Source organism: Runella aurantiaca (genome assembly GCF_003339505.1).
Lineage (GTDB): Bacteria > Bacteroidota > Bacteroidia > Cytophagales > Spirosomataceae > Runella > Runella aurantiaca.
The window spans coordinates 62,746-78,477 of the sequence record NZ_QPIW01000018.1 but is presented as its reverse complement, the minus strand read 5'-3'; the positions used below and the strand labels follow the sequence as shown (position 1 = coordinate 78,477).

The following is a 15,732-nucleotide window of genomic DNA, read 5'->3' as shown; positions in this document are numbered from 1 at the left end:
CGTTAGGAAAAAGTTTAGGAACGTAACAGGGTTTGTATACCTAAAGTAAACAAAAGTGAATTTATAACTTATGAGCGAACTATGCAGTAACATCCCCTGTTTTTGATACTACTGAATTTCAATCCTTTGATACCTTTTCTCGCCCTAAAAAAAATGATTATCAGCTTCGTTTTTGTCCTGTCTTTGGCAGGAGGTTTTTATTTCTTTGTGTATGAGCGTTTTACGTGGGAGATAAGCAGTTATCGCTCTAATCCTGATTTAAAAACCGTTCGCCTCGATTGGAAAGGCAACCCCGTAAATCCGCAAGGACGCTTTTTGAATGAAAACTTGGAGCCATTGCCTGGGTTTAGTGATTTATTGAAATGGCAACGTGAAACCAATCCCCAAAAAGCTGAGAAAAAAACGGACACATTTCGCCTGAAAGTGACTAAAAATAGCGATTTTCTGAACAACAACGATGATTGTATCGTGTGGTTAGGTCATGCTTCGTTTTTTATTCGGCTCAACGGCCTCCGAATTTTAACCGACCCAGTACTGGAAAGTCCCTCTGCACTCATGAAACGGTATTCGGAGTTGCCCGTGGCGGTTTCAGAATTAAAGGATATGGATTACATCATCGTCTCACATGACCACCGTGACCATTGCGACGAAAAAAGCCTCAAAATGTTGGCACCTCAAAACCCAAATGCCACTTATTTGACGGGTCTTGGACTGGATACATTACTTTATAATTTTACAAAAAGCCCTAACATTCAGGCGGCAGGCTGGTATCAAACCTACCAAACAGATACCTCTAAGGTTGAAATCATCTATTTGCCCGCCCGTCATTGGGCACGACGTTATTTAAACGATACCAACAAAAATCTGTGGGGGGCGTATTTGATTCGAGCCAACGGCAAAAGCATTTATTTTGGGTCAGATTCGGGCTACGGAACGCACTATCAGGATTTTGCCAAGTATTTTGGCGGAGTTGATGTGGCCCTGTTGGGGGTTGGTGCTTATAAACCCGAATGGTTTATGTCTGCTAGTCATGCCGGACCAAAAGATGCCGTACACGCAGCCCACCAAATGAAAGCAAAACGAATGATTCCGATGCACTACGGCACGTTCGATTTGTCAGATGAACCTTTGGGAGATTGCTACCGCTCGCTCCAAAAATTACAGAAAGAACCTCAGAATCAGGGATTAATCCAGGTGGCGGGCGTTGGAGAAGTGGTAAAGATGTAGACTTGGAAAGAATTATAAGATTCACCCTCGGCAAGACTTTAAGCCTTCCGAGGGTGAATCAAGCTATAAAAATTAATTCACCGTAGTTTTGAAAGCCTTCTTTGCCGCCAAATCGTGGGCCGTATCGTAGTAAGAGCGCAGATTTCCCCAATCGAATACATCCGAAATATTCTCTACTTTATTACGTTGTTGAATACGCTCACGCAGGTTCATACGTACAAATTTGAACATGATGTTGGCCAATTGGTCGGCGGCTTGATCAAAGTTTTGTGTTTTGCGATTGATCACATAAATACCTCGGTTTTCGTAATCACGCATAATTTGCATGATAAAATCACCGAAGCCCGACAAGTCGCTCGTAACGGTGGGAATACCACGTACTACGCACTCCAATGGCGTATACCCCCACGGCTCGTAGTAGCTTGGAAAAATCCCCAGGTGACATCCTCGCACAAATTGGCCGTAATCCAATCCAAAAAGTGGATTTGTTGAAGCAATAAAATCAGGATGGTATACGATTTTGACGCGGTCTTGCTCGTGGTTTTTCAGGCCCGAACGCTCGCAATATTCTGTGATGGAATCAGGTTGTTTCAGGTCGTGGGTTACGTAAGGCGGCAAGCGTTTCGTTTTCCAGGTTTGAATAGTCCGACGGAGACGTAAGCGCCAATATTCGTCCACAAATTGATTCAAATCAGGCAAATGGTGGTCGGTAGAAGAAGCAGAAGCCAAAAATAACTTATCACCCAATTGCTTTTCAATTGCTTCGCAGGTATCCTGTATTTCACCCAAAACTGCTCTTGACTGAAGTACATCGGGGTTGATAGAATGATAAGGTTGGCGCGTCACGATAAACATCACCACCGTCATATCCATCTTGGCCTGCACCATTTTCCAGTTCAACCGCGCCAAGGCCTCCATCGTAATGTCGTAGCCTTTGTTGACAAATTCATAGCGACCCGACGTGAAGAAATAAAGCGTTTTGTCCAGATTGAAAGAATAGCTTTGGAAAAAGTGCCCCATGATAAACCGATGGATATTTTCCTTGTACTTCATGTGTAGGTTCTGAAACTCGTGCACTGCCGCAAAGCGCTGAATATTAAGGCCATTTGGCAGTACCAAGTCGGGATATTTCCCCAAAAACACTTCACATTCACGCGCCGTTACGTCACTGACGGTGGTACTCACGTGAGCGCTCAGGTAAGCAAGGCGCTCGATGGTGGCCTGGGCCTCAATGGCGTAGTACCGCGCCTCTTTTTGCCAATCAAATGAGGGAAGTTTGGTGTAGAAATCCCGCTCGTTGGAAGCGATATACCGTCCCAACATAGTGGCGTGGGTGGTAAATACGGTCGCAATCCGAACATCATCTTTACGCAAATCTGGTAATCCCGAACTTGCCATCCATTCGTGAAAATGGGCTGTAATTTCAAATTTTTTGGCGTAATCTTCCGCAAACTGGGTCAGAAAAACCCGCACCATTTCGCCAAAACCCAACGTTTGATTGACCAAATCTTCAATATTGACCGTCGAGATTTGATGCCGTTCCCACAGACCATACTTTATACGGTCTAGCTGCGCCGCTACACTCCTAATGTCAAACAGCACCACGCGAGGTTTTCCGGTAATGAGCCAGTAGCCATATTCGACTACGAAACCTGCCTCGCGCATCTTTTCTACGGTCTGATAAATCCCCGACCCGTCATCTGAAGTGATAGGCTCATATTCTGTTAAAGCACGTTGAGGGAAATAAGGCCCCAAACATACATAATCATCCCCCCATTGGTCGACCATCGCAGGGACTTTGCTCCGAATTACGGTATAAATTCCTCCCACTTGGTTGCATACTTCCCAAGCGACTTCAAATAAGAGGGCTTTTTTAGGTTTCTTTTCCACGATTAATGAAGATTTTTAATGTACAATTTTTAATTCAAAATGTACAATTTTATAGTTTTGAATTGCAATAATAATGTTTATTTACTTTTATTCAAGGAAAACAAACGCTAAGGATAAAGTTGGTTAAAATACTTACAACATGTGTTAGGAAGGTTTTCGACCTGTTTTTTCAAAATACAACTTACTCTTTATTTGACATCCGCCCACAATTCACTTCCAACCACCTCATTCTCAACAAGGTGGTTTTTCTATCTAAAAATAGATTTACCCGTTACACTACTTGATTATTTGATATTATTTTATCGGTAACTATTTTGAGGAGCCTATTTTCTAATAGCATTCTAATATTTTTAACCAGAATATCAGAGTTCCTAAAGATAATGCCCATATCGTTCAATAAAGGCATAAATGAGAAAAAAATAAAATTTCTTTCCCAACAATACTATAAAAAATAATGGCATTATCCCTCATCACTGCGGGGATTTTGGGAAGTTTTCTCAAACTTCACACTTAAACAAGTAGCCAACTCCTTTGAGGGTGACGATTTCGAGGGCAGGGTCTTCGCGCAGATAGTCGCGTAGGCGGGTGATATATACGTCTAAATTGCGGGAATTGAAGAAAGAATCATCGCCCCAAACCCGCATCAAAATATCGCGACGCGGTACCGTGAAGTTGCGGTTTTCGGCCAATATAGAAAGTAATTCCGTTTCGCGGTGGGAGAGTTTGCGCAGATTGTCGGCGCGGTAAAGTTCATACTTATGAGGATAAAAAGTATAGCTACCAAGCACAATATGGCCGTTTGGAGCAACTAAGACGGGCTTAGCGTTGGTCAATTGAAGTAAATTCTGAATCCTGACAATCAGTTCCTCCATGCTAAAAGGCTTCCGTACATAGTCATTCCCTCCTGCCTGAAATCCTTTCAACACGTCTTCGGTTTGGGTTTTGGCGGTTAGAAAAATAATGGGCATTTCGGGGGCCAATTGACGAATATCCTGCGCCAATGCGTAGCCATCTCGGTGCGGAAGCATCACATCCAACACACAAATAACGGGCTGAAATGCTTTAAATTGGGTGATGACATCGCTGCCGTCGGCTACCATGCACACCTCAAATTGGCGGCTTTCGAGGCTTTCTTTTACAATTTTCCCTAAAAAGGGCTCATCTTCTACGTACAGAATCTTGGTCATACTTTTTTTGGGTGGTGACAAACGGTGCGCCGCAATTTGGGTTTCGGGTGGAGACAAACGCATATCAGGCGGAGGCGAGCCCCGCCCCTACGGTTTGGGGATGATGATGGTAAAGATACTGCCTTTACCTACTTCACTTTCTACTTCGATGCGGCCGTGGTGTTGTTTGACAACCGATGATACGTAGCTCAATCCTAGCCCATACCCTTTTACATCGTGCGTGTCGCCCGTGGGCACCCGGAAAAATTTATCAAAAATCCTCGATAAAAACTCCGACTGAATACCGATACCGTTGTCCTTCACCGAAAGGCGCAGCTCCGCGTCGGTTTCTTGCAAAAACAACGAAATTTGGGGCCGTGTTTCGGTGTATTTTAGGGCATTATCCAACAAATTATAGACCACATTGGTAAGGTGAATTTTGTCGGCAGAAAGTAGGAAAGAATTCCCTATTTTGTCAAAATCTACTTTTGCTTCGTATTTCTCAAATTGCAATTTCATTGAATTCAGCACCAACTGAATGAGTTCGGCCCAATCAACGGTTTCGGGCGAAAGCGTCAGTCCGTGCTGCTCAAAGGTCGCCATTTTCAGCACTTTATCTACCAACAACGTCAGGCGATTAAGTTCACTTTTTGATATTTCAAGGTATTCTTTGGTTTGCTCGGGGTTTTGCGAAACCCCAAAATTCTGCAACGCCTCAATTGCTACGCTGACGGTGGCAATGGGCGTTTTGAGTTCATGCGTCACGTTGCTGATAAAATCATTTTTTAGTTCCGTCAGGCGGCGCTGCTGGCGAAGATTTTGGTAAATCGCCCCAAAAGCCAAGCCTGTAATGGCCAACAGAAAAAACGAAAACAGGCTTTGTGGAAGGATTTTTTTCAATAAAAAACCCTCATAACCAGAAAACACCGCCGTGTAGGTGCTTCCAAAGGCAATCGTCGTTGGAACGGCCGAGGTAGCTAAAACCTGCTCATTCGTATTTTTAGGCAAAGTAATCTCCTGTTTTTCAACCAACGGCTTCGTCGATTGTCGCACCACTTGAAACGGCAAGTCAATTTTTGACTTCTGAATTTGACCAACATACGCCCGCTTAATGTCTTGGATTTTCAACGAATCGTGGCCCAACCGAATGATAAACTGATTCTCAATAGGTTTATTATTTGCTTTGTTTTTGCGTCGCAATGGCGCTTTTTCACTCCGCTCAATCACTGAGATTCTCAGGTTATTATTTCCTTCTGAAAGTGGCGTAAATGACAAAACACTGTCGCGATTTGGGCGATTATACATAACCACTTTGGCCATTCGGCCAAGCATTCGTTGGAGGGTGTCAGACGGTTGATGCGATTTTACAATGATAATTTCGGATTTGCCCTGCGGTGTAGTGTCGGCAACGGTCAGCTTGGTAATGTCCAAGTTGCCCACTGAATTCAACTTAATGGCACGAATATCTTCGGGTCGGGTTTTTCGTAAAACGTCGTGCAGTTTACTTTTTGAAAGCGTGGTATCTACACCCAGTGATTGAGCCATTCGCGCCGCCGTTTGGATATAAAATAAGTTGAATGCTTCTGCTCTTTCATTTTTGCCGTCACGCGTTTTTTTTTCCGAATAAACGACAGGTGTAGGAGGCGTACTGTCGAGGGTGTATCTAAAGGTGAACTTTCGGTCAATGGCAACTTTATTCGTTTTTTGAGCTTGTGAATCAATCAAAAATACTTTCTTCATCGGAAAAGTTATCTTTTTCTGAATCACCGAGTCTTCCAAGGCCTGAATGGTGTTTTTGAACAAAATATCGGCTTCTTTCTGCAAAATGCTTTTTTGTTCATTGTATTCTTTGCGCAGCCAAAATACCTGAAAAGCCGCCAGTAAAAGCATACTGGCGACCATCAGGGATAAAGAAGTAATAGCTGACTTAGTATTCCTCATTTTTACCACTTTTATTAACAGTACATGAGTTATATAGGCCCTTTCAGGGGGACAAAATGCTAATTACAAAATACTAATTTCGAATGATTCTGATGCCACCTTGTCCTCCCATTTCTTTCATGAATTCGTCACGTTTTTTGGTAAACTCGGCTTCGGTTATTTTCTTCCCACCCGAAGGCAGTTTTATATCGTTTGCGGCCAATTTTTTAAATTCCGCTTTGGTCAATGTATAAAGCATATCGCCGTCATTGACGTCTACTTCCAAAATTAAGCCAGGCAATCCCCCAAATCCTGCTGGCCCGCTCGGTACGGGGATGGCCTCCGTAAACCACGCTACGATGGGCTGGTTATTTACTTTATTGGTCATGGTAGCCTTCATGCAGTCATAGCCCTGAATCTTTTTGGTCTCTCCCGCCAATTTCCACGGCATCCGGCGCAGGGTATCTTCAATCAAAAACTTTTGCCCCGCCAATTCGCGCAATTCTACGGATTTTTGGGTTTCGTAGTTGCGGTAGGTTTCATTTTGCGGAACGCGAATCACCATGCGCACCGTATTTCCGTTGGCATCCGTGTTTTCTTCGTCTTCGTTGGGTTGTGCGGCAGCCTTAAACAACGATTCGCTGGCCCGAACCAAAAGTTGCATTTTGTTGGTACGAAACTCAGGCACCATGGCCTTCATCGACTCGTCTTGCATACGTTTATGCATGTTGATTTTTTGGTCGTACAACACCACTCCTTCATTTTGTTGGCCAAAAGCCTGCAACAAACAAAATATCAAAATTAGGCTTAAACTTGTCTTTTTCATTGGTTTATGATTTAATTATTTGTTTAAAAATGAATATTTTTACCCCTGACGTATCACGCGCATTCCGCCCGATGGCATACCGCCCATGAAGCTTTTGAGGCTGTACGTAAAACTCAACAGGAAGTAGCGGCCCAAGGAGCGAATCCGCTCATCTTGTACGAAATTGGCCTGCGCAATGCGGTTGATGCCCACGTTACGATTTAGCATATCGACAACAGAAAACTTGAGTTCTCCACGGTTAGCTTTCAGGAAAAATTTAGACACCGACGCATTCCAGATAGGCACTTTTTGGTTAAAAGTTGAACCCGCAAAATCGTAAATATTGTAGTCCAGTGTCGAGTTAAGAGTGAGCGTTTTGGTTACTTTTAAGTTACCTTCTACATCATATACCTGATTCACAAACGACTGATTAAGATTGGGATTGAGCGAATATTCCGTTTGGTTGTAGGTAATGGCCGCGCTCGTCGAAAGGTCCAAAATTTCCTTATAGCGGTACTCAAACCGAAGCCGGTTGCGACTTTCGAGGCGACGCGTGAGGTTGTCTACGTCGTTGACGGGCGTAATGCCCCGATTTAACACCAAATTAGTACTAAAATTCACCCGAGTACCGAGGGCTTTAATCCGAAATCCCTTCGAGATATTGGCGTTGACGGTATAGTCATCTTTTACGTTGACGGGGCGATACATACGCACCAAATTAGCATCTACTTGCTGCGCATTGGCAATTTTGTTGGTGGTATAGGTCAGATTGGCGAAGGCAAAGAAATTGCTGAATTTGAGTTGATTAAAATTAAAGAAGTTCAAATTGAGGCGGTGATTGTATTCAGGGCGCAGGTTCGGGTTGCCGGTCACGATATTGAGCGGGTCACTGTTATCCACAATCGGCGACAATTGTTGAATGCTCGGCTCGCGCACATCTGTGTCGTAGGTCAGGTTGATGTTACGATTTGCGGCAAAATTGTACTGATAACGCAGATTGGGCAACACATTCACAAATGTGCGCTCAATGTGGGCATTTTGTAAGATCAAATCTCCATTCAATGCCGAACGTTGCACACTTACGCCCGTTGAGAAATTGTATTTTTTATCATTCATCCGAAAATTCAGCCCTCCCCTTTGGTACATAAAATCGTTGCGGAATTGATTGCTCAACTGCGTATTGAAGCGCGGCGCACGACCTTCTCCATTGACGTCAAAAACCTGCCGGTCAACGTCATTTTGGGTAAAATTCAGGGCATAATTTACTTCGAGATATTTGCGTTTGCCGAGCGGCTCGGTATAAGATGCCGTCAGTCCATAGCTCTGACGATCATTGGTTTGGGTGTTGGTTTGGCGCAAAGTATCCACCCGATTGCGTTGTCCCGTCGGATTATAAAATGTATTGACGGCGCGCAGGCTACCATCACGACCACTTTGTTCCATTCCCAAAATAAAGTTGGTTGACAGTGTACGTCCTTTTTTACCAAATTTATGCCGCCACAACAATTCAGAATTGAGTCGCCACGTATCGCCTTGGGCGTTTGACTGCCGCGTACCTTCATTTTCGAGAATCCCACTGCCGTTTATGGAACGGGTGCTGCTGCCTGTGTTGGATGAATTTTGGGAATAATTGAAGTTATTGGTCCATTTAAGCGAATTGAGCGAATCAATTTTATGGTCCAAGGTCACATTTCCTCGGTGCGTAGCATTGGTGGTTTTCTGGGCGGTATTTTGATTGGTTTTAAAATTACCCATCGGCAGGAAAGTCTCTCGATTGGTCTCACGTTCAATCAATTGGTCGAGTTGATTATAGAAATAGTTACTTTGCAACTCGGTCTTTTTGCTGAGCTGGTCATTGTAATTCAAGCCCGCCCCGCCCGAGGTGACAAAGCCATTATTGCGCCCACCAAAATTGAGGGGAATAGCCGCATCATCATCTGAGTTAAACTGCAACCGCACCCCACCACCGGCCATCATGCGTTGCGAAGCGCCCGTGAAGTTCATGTAATCATCTATGGAAAACCCCTGTTGATTGATGTTGTTGGCCATTCCCAAAAACGACAATTGGCGGGTTTTGCTGAAACGGTTAAAATTACCTTTGAGCGAATACCGACTCGCATCACCCACCCCCGCCGTGACATTGCCAAAAATCCCTTTTTTCTTTTCCTCTTTCAACGTCAGGTTAAGGGTCTTTTCCCGCTGACCATCGTCAATGCCCGTAAACTGCGCTTGGTCTGATTTTCGGTCAAATACCTGTACTTTATCTACTACGTCGGCGGGCAGGTTTTTGGTCGCCATTTTGGGGTCACGTCCAAAAAACTCTTTGCCGTCGACCGTCACCCGTTGCACCTGCTGTCCTTGGGCGCGAACCGTTCCGTCGCGGTCTACTTTTACACCCGGCAGACGTTTGAGTAAATCTTCCACCGCCGCGTTGGGCTGTACTTTAAACGAGCCTGCATTGTATTCAATGGTGTCTTGCTTGATGGTCACGGGGTCGCGCTCGCCTTTGACAATTACTTCTTTTAAATCCTTAGGAACAGGCGCCATCTGAATCGCTCCTAAATCCAACAAATCTGTTGTTTGTGGCTGAATCAATTGACTCATCGGTTGCAAGCCCATGTAAGTGGCTTTGAGAAAATACGGGGCATTGGTTACGTTTTTAAACTCAAACGCCCCCGTCGATTGGGACCTCGAAAAAGAGACTAGCGATGTATCTTTTCCATCCAACAACATCACCGTTGCGCCTTCCAACGGGCGGTTGGCAGTGTCGCGAAGCGTTCCTTTGATGGTTAATTTTTGGGCAAGTGAAGCCGACGAAAGTACCAGAAAAAAAAGCCCCGACAGGGCATAACGTTGAAAGAAAGAAGTTGCCTTTTTTCTTTTTGTCAACGTCGTGTTCTGTCGGGAGTTCACTGTAACACTTTTACTTAAATAACGCATGGCTGTAATGGGTTTTTGAATGACTACGGGACAAAACTAATGAGGCTCTCGGCCAAAGTAGGTTAATGGTCGTAGAAACAATGTTAATTAAGGTTAATGCCAAAAACCCTATCTTTGCAAACACTCATCTTAGACATCTTCATTCACCATGCATTGCTACTTCAACGGCGACATTATCCCTGTCGAACAGGCTTCGGTCAAAATCAACGATCTTGCTTTATTGCGCGGCTACGGCCTTTTTGACTACTTCCGTACCTACAACGGCGTTCCTTTTGAGTGGGATGGATACTGGGCGCGTTTTACCCGTTCGGCCGAAGTCCTACGCCTGCCCGTAGCGCTTACACAGGCTCAAACCGCCGATGTATTGGCAAAACTCTACAAACTGTCCGATCAGCCAGATATTGCGTACCGTTTTGTCTTAACTGGCGGCTATTCGCCCGACAGTGTCAGCGTGGTAGAGCCCAATTTTTTGATTATTGCCGAAAACCTGCCCAAAGACAACCCCGAAGGGCGTTACCGAGGCATCAAAGTGTTGCCCTTTGAGTTTGTGCGCGACTTGCCCGAGCTTAAAAGCACCAATTATCTCCACATGATTCGCCTCGCCGCCGAGATGAAATCGCAGGGAGCGGCCGATTTATTATACCACAAAGACGGTGAAGTAAGCGAATTGACGCGCAGCAACTTCTTCATTTTCAAAGGCGATACCCTCATCACACCCGACCAAAACATTTTGCACGGCATTACGCGCAGGGTAGTGTTGGAACTGGCCCAAAAAGATTTCAAGGTAGAAATTCGTCCGCTGAAAGTGGAAGAACTGGAAGAAGCCGACGAAGCCTTCACCACCAGCACAACCAAATGGGTGATGCCCGTGGTGCAAATTGGCCGTCAAATTGTGGGCGACGGCAAGCCCGGCATCAGAACCCTGAAGTTATTGGGGCAGTTTGAGGAATTGGTGACGGGGTATGGATTGGTAAAAGCCTAGTTTTTGGAGGGCTTATTCTCAATACTCTTAGGTTTTAACGTTCTATCTACCGCTTCTTTTAACCAATAATAGTCTCATGTCTATCACCAATCCTGCCGAACTAGACGGCATGAAAAAAATCAGCGAAGCCGTCGGCACTACCCTCCGAAAGATGCGCGAGTACGCCCGTCCTGGCATGACCGCCAAAGAACTAGACGATTACGGCGGACAAATACTCCAAGAATTTGGGGCCAAATCGGCCCCACGCCTTACCTATGGTTTTCCGGGATGGACGTGCATCAGCCTCAACAATGAAGTAGCGCACGGTATTCCTTCCGAACACAAAATTCTAAAAGAAGGTGATTTAGTTAACATTGATGTTTCGGCCGAACTCGACGGGTTCTGGGCCGACAACGGCGGCTCTTTTGTATTGGGCGAAGACAAAAACAACCACTTAAAACTGGTCAACGCCTCAAAGCAAATTTTACACAAAGCCATTCATCAAATCAAAGGAGGCGTCAGAATTGCCGACATTGGCAAATTGATTGAAACCGAAGCCAAAAAATCAGGCTATCGGGTCATCCGCAACCTCGTCGGGCACGGCGTAGGTAGGAGTTTGCACGAAGCGCCGTCCGAAATTCCTTGTTTCTATGACCGCTTTAACACGAGCCGTTTCCGAAAAAACTCCATTGTAGCTGTAGAAACCTTCATTTCCACCAAAGCCACGCTTGCGCACCAAAATGGCGACGGGTGGACGTTTGTGACCAACGATGGCAGTTTTGTAGCCCAACATGAGCATACCATTATGATTACCGACGGAAAACCTGTGATACTTACCGAAAGCAACGAAATCTGGAATTGAACATGAAACAGGCAAAGTATTGGGTGGAGAAATACCAAATGCAGGCGCACCCTGAAGGTGGCTATTTTACCGAAACTTACCGTTCGACGGAAAGCATTTCACAAAGTGCACTTCCGAGCCGTTTTTCGGGAGACAGAAGTTTTGGCACGGGCATTTATTTCTTACTGGAAAACCATCATTTCTCGGCACTACACCGCATTCAGGCCGATGAAATGTGGCATTTTTACGCGGGTGGGCCGTTGAATGTCTACGTTATTCACGAAGACGGGAAACTGGAAATCATAAAATTAGGCTCTAATCCTGACAACGGAGAAGTGTTTCAAGCAGTAGTGCCGGCGGGTACATGGTTTGGTTCTAAGCCCGATGCCGCAAGCGATTATTCTCTGGTAGGTTGCACCGTCGCGCCAGGCTTTGATTTTGCCGATTTTGAACTGGCCGAACGGGTAGATTTATTAGCAACTTATCCACAACATGAGGAAGTGATTCGGTTGCTGACGCTTGAAAAAGGTTAGTTTTTGAGACTATACCATACAGAAAACTCTCTACAGATTTTTCGGTAAACAGAACGGTATATTTTATGTCGAAAACAGTTTTACGTACAATTACATAGCCATAAATTCTCCACTAAATTTTCATTACTGATGGCGAATAAAATTCCCATTTATTGGATTATAATATTGTATTTAACAGTCTTACTCAACGTTCCTGTCAAAGGCCAGTCAATTTCTATCGTTTCCACCGATTTTAGTTCTCTTTGCGTAGGTACAACCATCTATGTTCCTGTTACATTATCCGGTATCTGGGCACCTGATAATAAATTTGTACTTAAACTTAAGGAAAATTCGGGCTCGTCAAGAGATACCGTTATTTATATAACCGCTGATAATACATCCTCTCCTCTGCAATTTAAACTACCTAAACTATACGCTGATAAAAATCGAACATGGAAATTGTTTCCAGTTGCGAGCATAAGCTCGACCAACCCGGTTGCAGTCAGCAATGAAACATATTTTAATGTTGGCCTTTTGCCTACTATTCAACTGGAACAGCCCATGCAGGCAGTTGATATTTTCCCTATTTCAAGATTCCCGAATGAATACACCAATGCAGGACAAGCACGGTATGTGGGCCATAAATTATACCGAGGCGATGACAATGTAATCGGTAAATTGGCTGACAATACCCTTTGGTACTTAGGTGGAGAATGGGGATTATCACCTAATCAAACAACTGTTTATCAATTGGTTCAAATTCAGAACAGGTGCGGTATAGGCAAAGTTATTCCCCCTAATACCATTACTGTGAAAGTAAATCCATTTAAACTGAAAATAACATCTGTATATCCAAAAGCAATTTGCGAGGATCGAAAAATTAACGTCAATATAGATTACACAGGTGAACTTAACCCTGACCAAGTAGTGATCGAAGTCGCCAATGTTAAAGGCGACACCATCAAACAACTTTCCACGACGGTTGTAGATGCCCGCAACTTCACCGGTACTTTAGATAATTCATTTTCATCAGGAACTTATTTTGTACGAATAAGATCCATTGCTCCTGACGCCGCCACTGATTTCGTTCCGATCTTTATGAATAGTGCCCCGAAAATTGAGTTAGATTGGCTGGACGGTGTCACAAATCCGGTGGGATATAAAAATAAAGTTTGGCTTAGAATACGCAGTGTTGGGACAACAGAGTCCGGCAGACCTTTGACACTCAAACTCTCAGATGGCACCATTGTCAATAATTTCAATAGCTATAGTGGTGCAAGTTCCGGATATATGGCCGACGTTTTCCTTAACCCTGAAAAAACACATTATTATAAAGTTGATTCGTTGATCACAGCGTGTGGAATTTCCCGGGAATATTCCGTTTCAGGAGAGCGGGAGCTTGTTGTAAAAAACGATTTTTACATTGAGAATTTACCAAAACTCACCTATTGCGAAAACGAGAAATTAAGGCTAAAAATAAAGTCGTCACTTCCTTTTACTGCCAGTACGACCTTTACTGCTAAACTGTATTTGAGCAATAGTACGGTTTTGTCATTGCCAACCACTCGTATTTCCTCCGACAGTTTGGTATTTACGATTCCCGCCGCTTCATCTTTTGAGTCTACGGCATTCAGCTTTGGCCTAAAAATTGAAACTAATGCTCCGGCCGCTTCAAGTTCATTGTATTGGCAACAAATCAAAGTAACTCAAAAACCTGTTCCGGTAACGGCATGGGCATCTACACCGATGACAAGCCCCGGAAACGGCTATCTCTCTTTTTTATTCAAAGGAGGGTCCCCCGGGTCGTTGATATTTACCGATGGGCAACGCGACGATACATTATCTATTTTCGCGAGTGACATTGAATACACCAGAGACATTTCCCTGCATCCGCTCATTACACAAACCACTTCTTTCCGATGGAAGACCCTCGAAAACAGATGTGGAAAAACCGAAAATTTCCCTGTTCCGGAGGTTACAGTAACCGTTACAAATACCACACAGAAAAACATTTTCATCGTAAAAAGTCCTAAGCAAGTTTGTTTGGGAGGCACCTATACAATTGAAATAAAAACTGCCGGGACTTTTTCAACAGAAGATGAGTATTTAGTCCGGTTGGTACGATATATCAATTACGTCCCTGTCGTTTATGAAGTAGGCAGAGGCAAGTCAAAAATTTTATCTATTCAGATCCCGACCAATATACCTGTTTCGGCAGACAACAATTTCTGCAAGTTTGTTATCTCTTCGGTTCAGACGGAAGTTGATAACCTACCTACCGCCTTTCGCGAGGCATCTTCGTATATTACAGTCAACCAAACAGCTTCTCTGTTTGTGAATACATTTGATTTAAACGGGAATAAGATTTTAAGTAAAACTATTGATCTGTTAAAGGGAGAAAGTGTGCCGCTTATTATACAATCTTCCACTTCTAATTCCAATGAACCTTATAATGTTAAGATCAATAGTACTTGGTATAATTATGCCGCCTACGTGAATAATAACTCAGGCATGGTAAACGGTCTTTACATTAATATAAAGCCCTCCAACGATACACTGTTGGTATTAAATGCGCTGGAAAATATTTGCGGAGTTACATCCCTGAATGACACTGTAAAAATCAAGGTAAGACCTTATCGAATCCAAACCGCACTTGTCGAAGCAGGTATAAGATGTCAGCAAAATATAGTGGATGTAATGTTCTCCATCGAGGGCAATCCGCAAAATGTACCGACTGACTACAAAGTGTATTTCAGACCGATTGCGCCTTATGCTCAGACATATCCTGATTCCCTTCGATTTGAGGCCCCTGTTGTCACAAAGCGCCCTTTTCATTATACCGTCCAAATTCCTGATATGCCCTATGAGGGCGGTTTTGGGGTTGAGGTAGAGCCATTAAGCCATGAAGGTCATTTCGCCAAAAACTATCGTTTGCCTCGAATTTCTATTTATAAACGCCATCAGGTCAAACTAACCGCTTCTGATGGCACCTCTATCTTATGGGTTGATGGCAGTAACTCATCTGTCTACCTGAAAGCCGAAACACTCAACTCCAACACTCCTCGTTGGGACGGAAAAACGGTGGTAAATCCCACTACTTTCGGAGGAACAACCATACAGGCATACACAAAAGTGACGCCTATATGGGCTTCGTCAACACCCGGCAATGTATATACTTTAGCCGACATTGAAAGCGTATGCGGTTATGGTCAGGCAATAGGAAAAGTACGGGTAAAAAGGTGTTATGGAGACGTAAATCCGGGCTATATCTATTCGGACAGTAACGAATACTATTCCAACAGTACTATTAAAAGCGGCGCTCCAGTCATTAAAAACAACACGTTATTTTCTGCTAAAGAATCCATAGAATTAACTCCCGGCTTCAAAACCGAAGGCCAAACACTATTCAGCGCTGAAATTAAAGGATGTGAAGTAACTAAGCCCTAAACTTTTGTCTGCACAAATAAGAA

At 44.0% G+C, this 15,732-nt stretch carries 10 protein-coding genes; 5 read left to right on the top strand and 5 right to left on the bottom strand.

Going from position 1 to position 15,732, the window contains the following annotated elements:
- Nucleotides 1-153 precede the first annotated feature (153 nt).
- Nucleotides 154-1,227: an MBL fold metallo-hydrolase gene (locus DVG78_RS19695; protein WP_114462761.1), complete on the top strand. Its 1,074-nt coding sequence runs from the start codon at nucleotides 154-156 to the stop codon at nucleotides 1,225-1,227.
- A 72-nt stretch (nucleotides 1,228-1,299) separates the two neighbouring features.
- Here the strand turns inward: DVG78_RS19695 and DVG78_RS19690 are convergent, their stop codons facing one another.
- The 5 genes from DVG78_RS19690 to DVG78_RS19670 all read right to left on the bottom strand — a co-directional run bounded on the left by DVG78_RS19690 (nucleotide 1,300) and on the right by DVG78_RS19670 (nucleotide 9,948).
- Nucleotides 1,300-3,117, bottom strand: coding sequence for a glycosyltransferase family protein (locus DVG78_RS19690; RefSeq protein WP_114462760.1), 1,818 nt, complete (start codon nucleotides 3,115-3,117; stop codon nucleotides 1,300-1,302).
- 497 nt (nucleotides 3,118-3,614) lie between these two features.
- Entirely contained in the window at nucleotides 3,615-4,367 is a 753-nt protein-coding gene (locus DVG78_RS19685; RefSeq protein ID WP_310589132.1) for a response regulator transcription factor, read from the bottom strand.
- A 24-nt stretch (nucleotides 4,368-4,391) separates the two neighbouring features.
- Nucleotides 4,392-6,224 carry a sensor histidine kinase gene (locus DVG78_RS19680; RefSeq protein ID WP_114462759.1) on the bottom strand — a complete coding sequence of 611 codons (1,833 nt, stop codon included), beginning with the start codon at nucleotides 6,222-6,224 and terminating at the stop codon, nucleotides 4,392-4,394.
- Between the two features lie 73 nt (nucleotides 6,225-6,297).
- Nucleotides 6,298-7,029: a GLPGLI family protein gene (locus DVG78_RS19675; RefSeq protein WP_114462758.1), complete on the bottom strand. Its 732-nt coding sequence runs from the start codon at nucleotides 7,027-7,029 to the stop codon at nucleotides 6,298-6,300.
- A gap of 39 nt (nucleotides 7,030-7,068) precedes the next feature.
- Nucleotides 7,069-9,948 (bottom strand): outer membrane beta-barrel family protein, encoded by a 2,880-nt coding sequence (locus DVG78_RS19670; RefSeq protein WP_114462757.1) that lies wholly within the window; start codon nucleotides 9,946-9,948, stop codon nucleotides 7,069-7,071.
- Nucleotides 9,949-10,096: 148 nt separating this feature from the next.
- Here DVG78_RS19670 and DVG78_RS19665 point away from each other — a divergent pair, with 148 nt between their 5' ends.
- The 4 genes from DVG78_RS19665 to DVG78_RS19650 all read left to right on the top strand — a co-directional run bounded on the left by DVG78_RS19665 (nucleotide 10,097) and on the right by DVG78_RS19650 (nucleotide 15,709).
- The gene (locus DVG78_RS19665; RefSeq protein WP_114462756.1) at nucleotides 10,097-10,930 is read left to right on the top strand and encodes an aminotransferase class IV; all 834 of its coding nucleotides are present in this window, start codon (nucleotides 10,097-10,099) and stop codon (nucleotides 10,928-10,930) included.
- A 76-nt stretch (nucleotides 10,931-11,006) separates the two neighbouring features.
- Nucleotides 11,007-11,771 (top strand): type I methionyl aminopeptidase, encoded by a 765-nt coding sequence (gene map / locus DVG78_RS19660; RefSeq protein WP_114462755.1) that lies wholly within the window; start codon nucleotides 11,007-11,009, stop codon nucleotides 11,769-11,771.
- Nucleotides 11,772-11,773: 2 nt separating this feature from the next.
- The gene (locus DVG78_RS19655; protein WP_114462754.1) at nucleotides 11,774-12,283 is read left to right on the top strand and encodes a cupin domain-containing protein; all 510 of its coding nucleotides are present in this window, start codon (nucleotides 11,774-11,776) and stop codon (nucleotides 12,281-12,283) included.
- Between the two features lie 129 nt (nucleotides 12,284-12,412).
- Complete coding sequence (locus DVG78_RS19650) at nucleotides 12,413-15,709, top strand: 3-coathanger stack domain-containing protein (RefSeq protein ID WP_114462753.1); 3,297 nt, start codon at nucleotides 12,413-12,415, stop codon at nucleotides 15,707-15,709.
- The last annotated feature ends 23 nt before the right edge of the window (nucleotides 15,710-15,732 follow it).

Excerpts from the sequence above, each read along its gene's own strand:
- DVG78_RS19695 (WP_114462761.1), top strand. The coding sequence starts at position 154 with ATGATTATCAGCTTCGTTTTTGTCCTGTCTTTGGCAGGAGGTTTTTAT.
- DVG78_RS19685 (WP_310589132.1), bottom strand. The coding sequence starts at position 4,367 with ATGCGTTTGTCTCCACCCGAAACCCAAATTGCGGCGCACCGTTTGTCA.
- DVG78_RS19655 (WP_114462754.1), top strand. The coding sequence starts at position 11,774 with ATGAAACAGGCAAAGTATTGGGTGGAGAAATACCAAATGCAGGCGCAC.
- DVG78_RS19665 (WP_114462756.1), top strand. The coding sequence starts at position 10,097 with ATGCATTGCTACTTCAACGGCGACATTATCCCTGTCGAACAGGCTTCG.
- DVG78_RS19675 (WP_114462758.1), bottom strand. The coding sequence starts at position 7,029 with ATGAAAAAGACAAGTTTAAGCCTAATTTTGATATTTTGTTTGTTGCAG.
- DVG78_RS19680 (WP_114462759.1), bottom strand. The coding sequence starts at position 6,224 with ATGAGGAATACTAAGTCAGCTATTACTTCTTTATCCCTGATGGTCGCC.
- DVG78_RS19670 (WP_114462757.1), bottom strand. The coding sequence starts at position 9,948 with ATGCGTTATTTAAGTAAAAGTGTTACAGTGAACTCCCGACAGAACACG.
- map (WP_114462755.1), top strand. The coding sequence starts at position 11,007 with ATGTCTATCACCAATCCTGCCGAACTAGACGGCATGAAAAAAATCAGC.
- DVG78_RS19650 (WP_114462753.1), top strand. The coding sequence starts at position 12,413 with ATGGCGAATAAAATTCCCATTTATTGGATTATAATATTGTATTTAACA.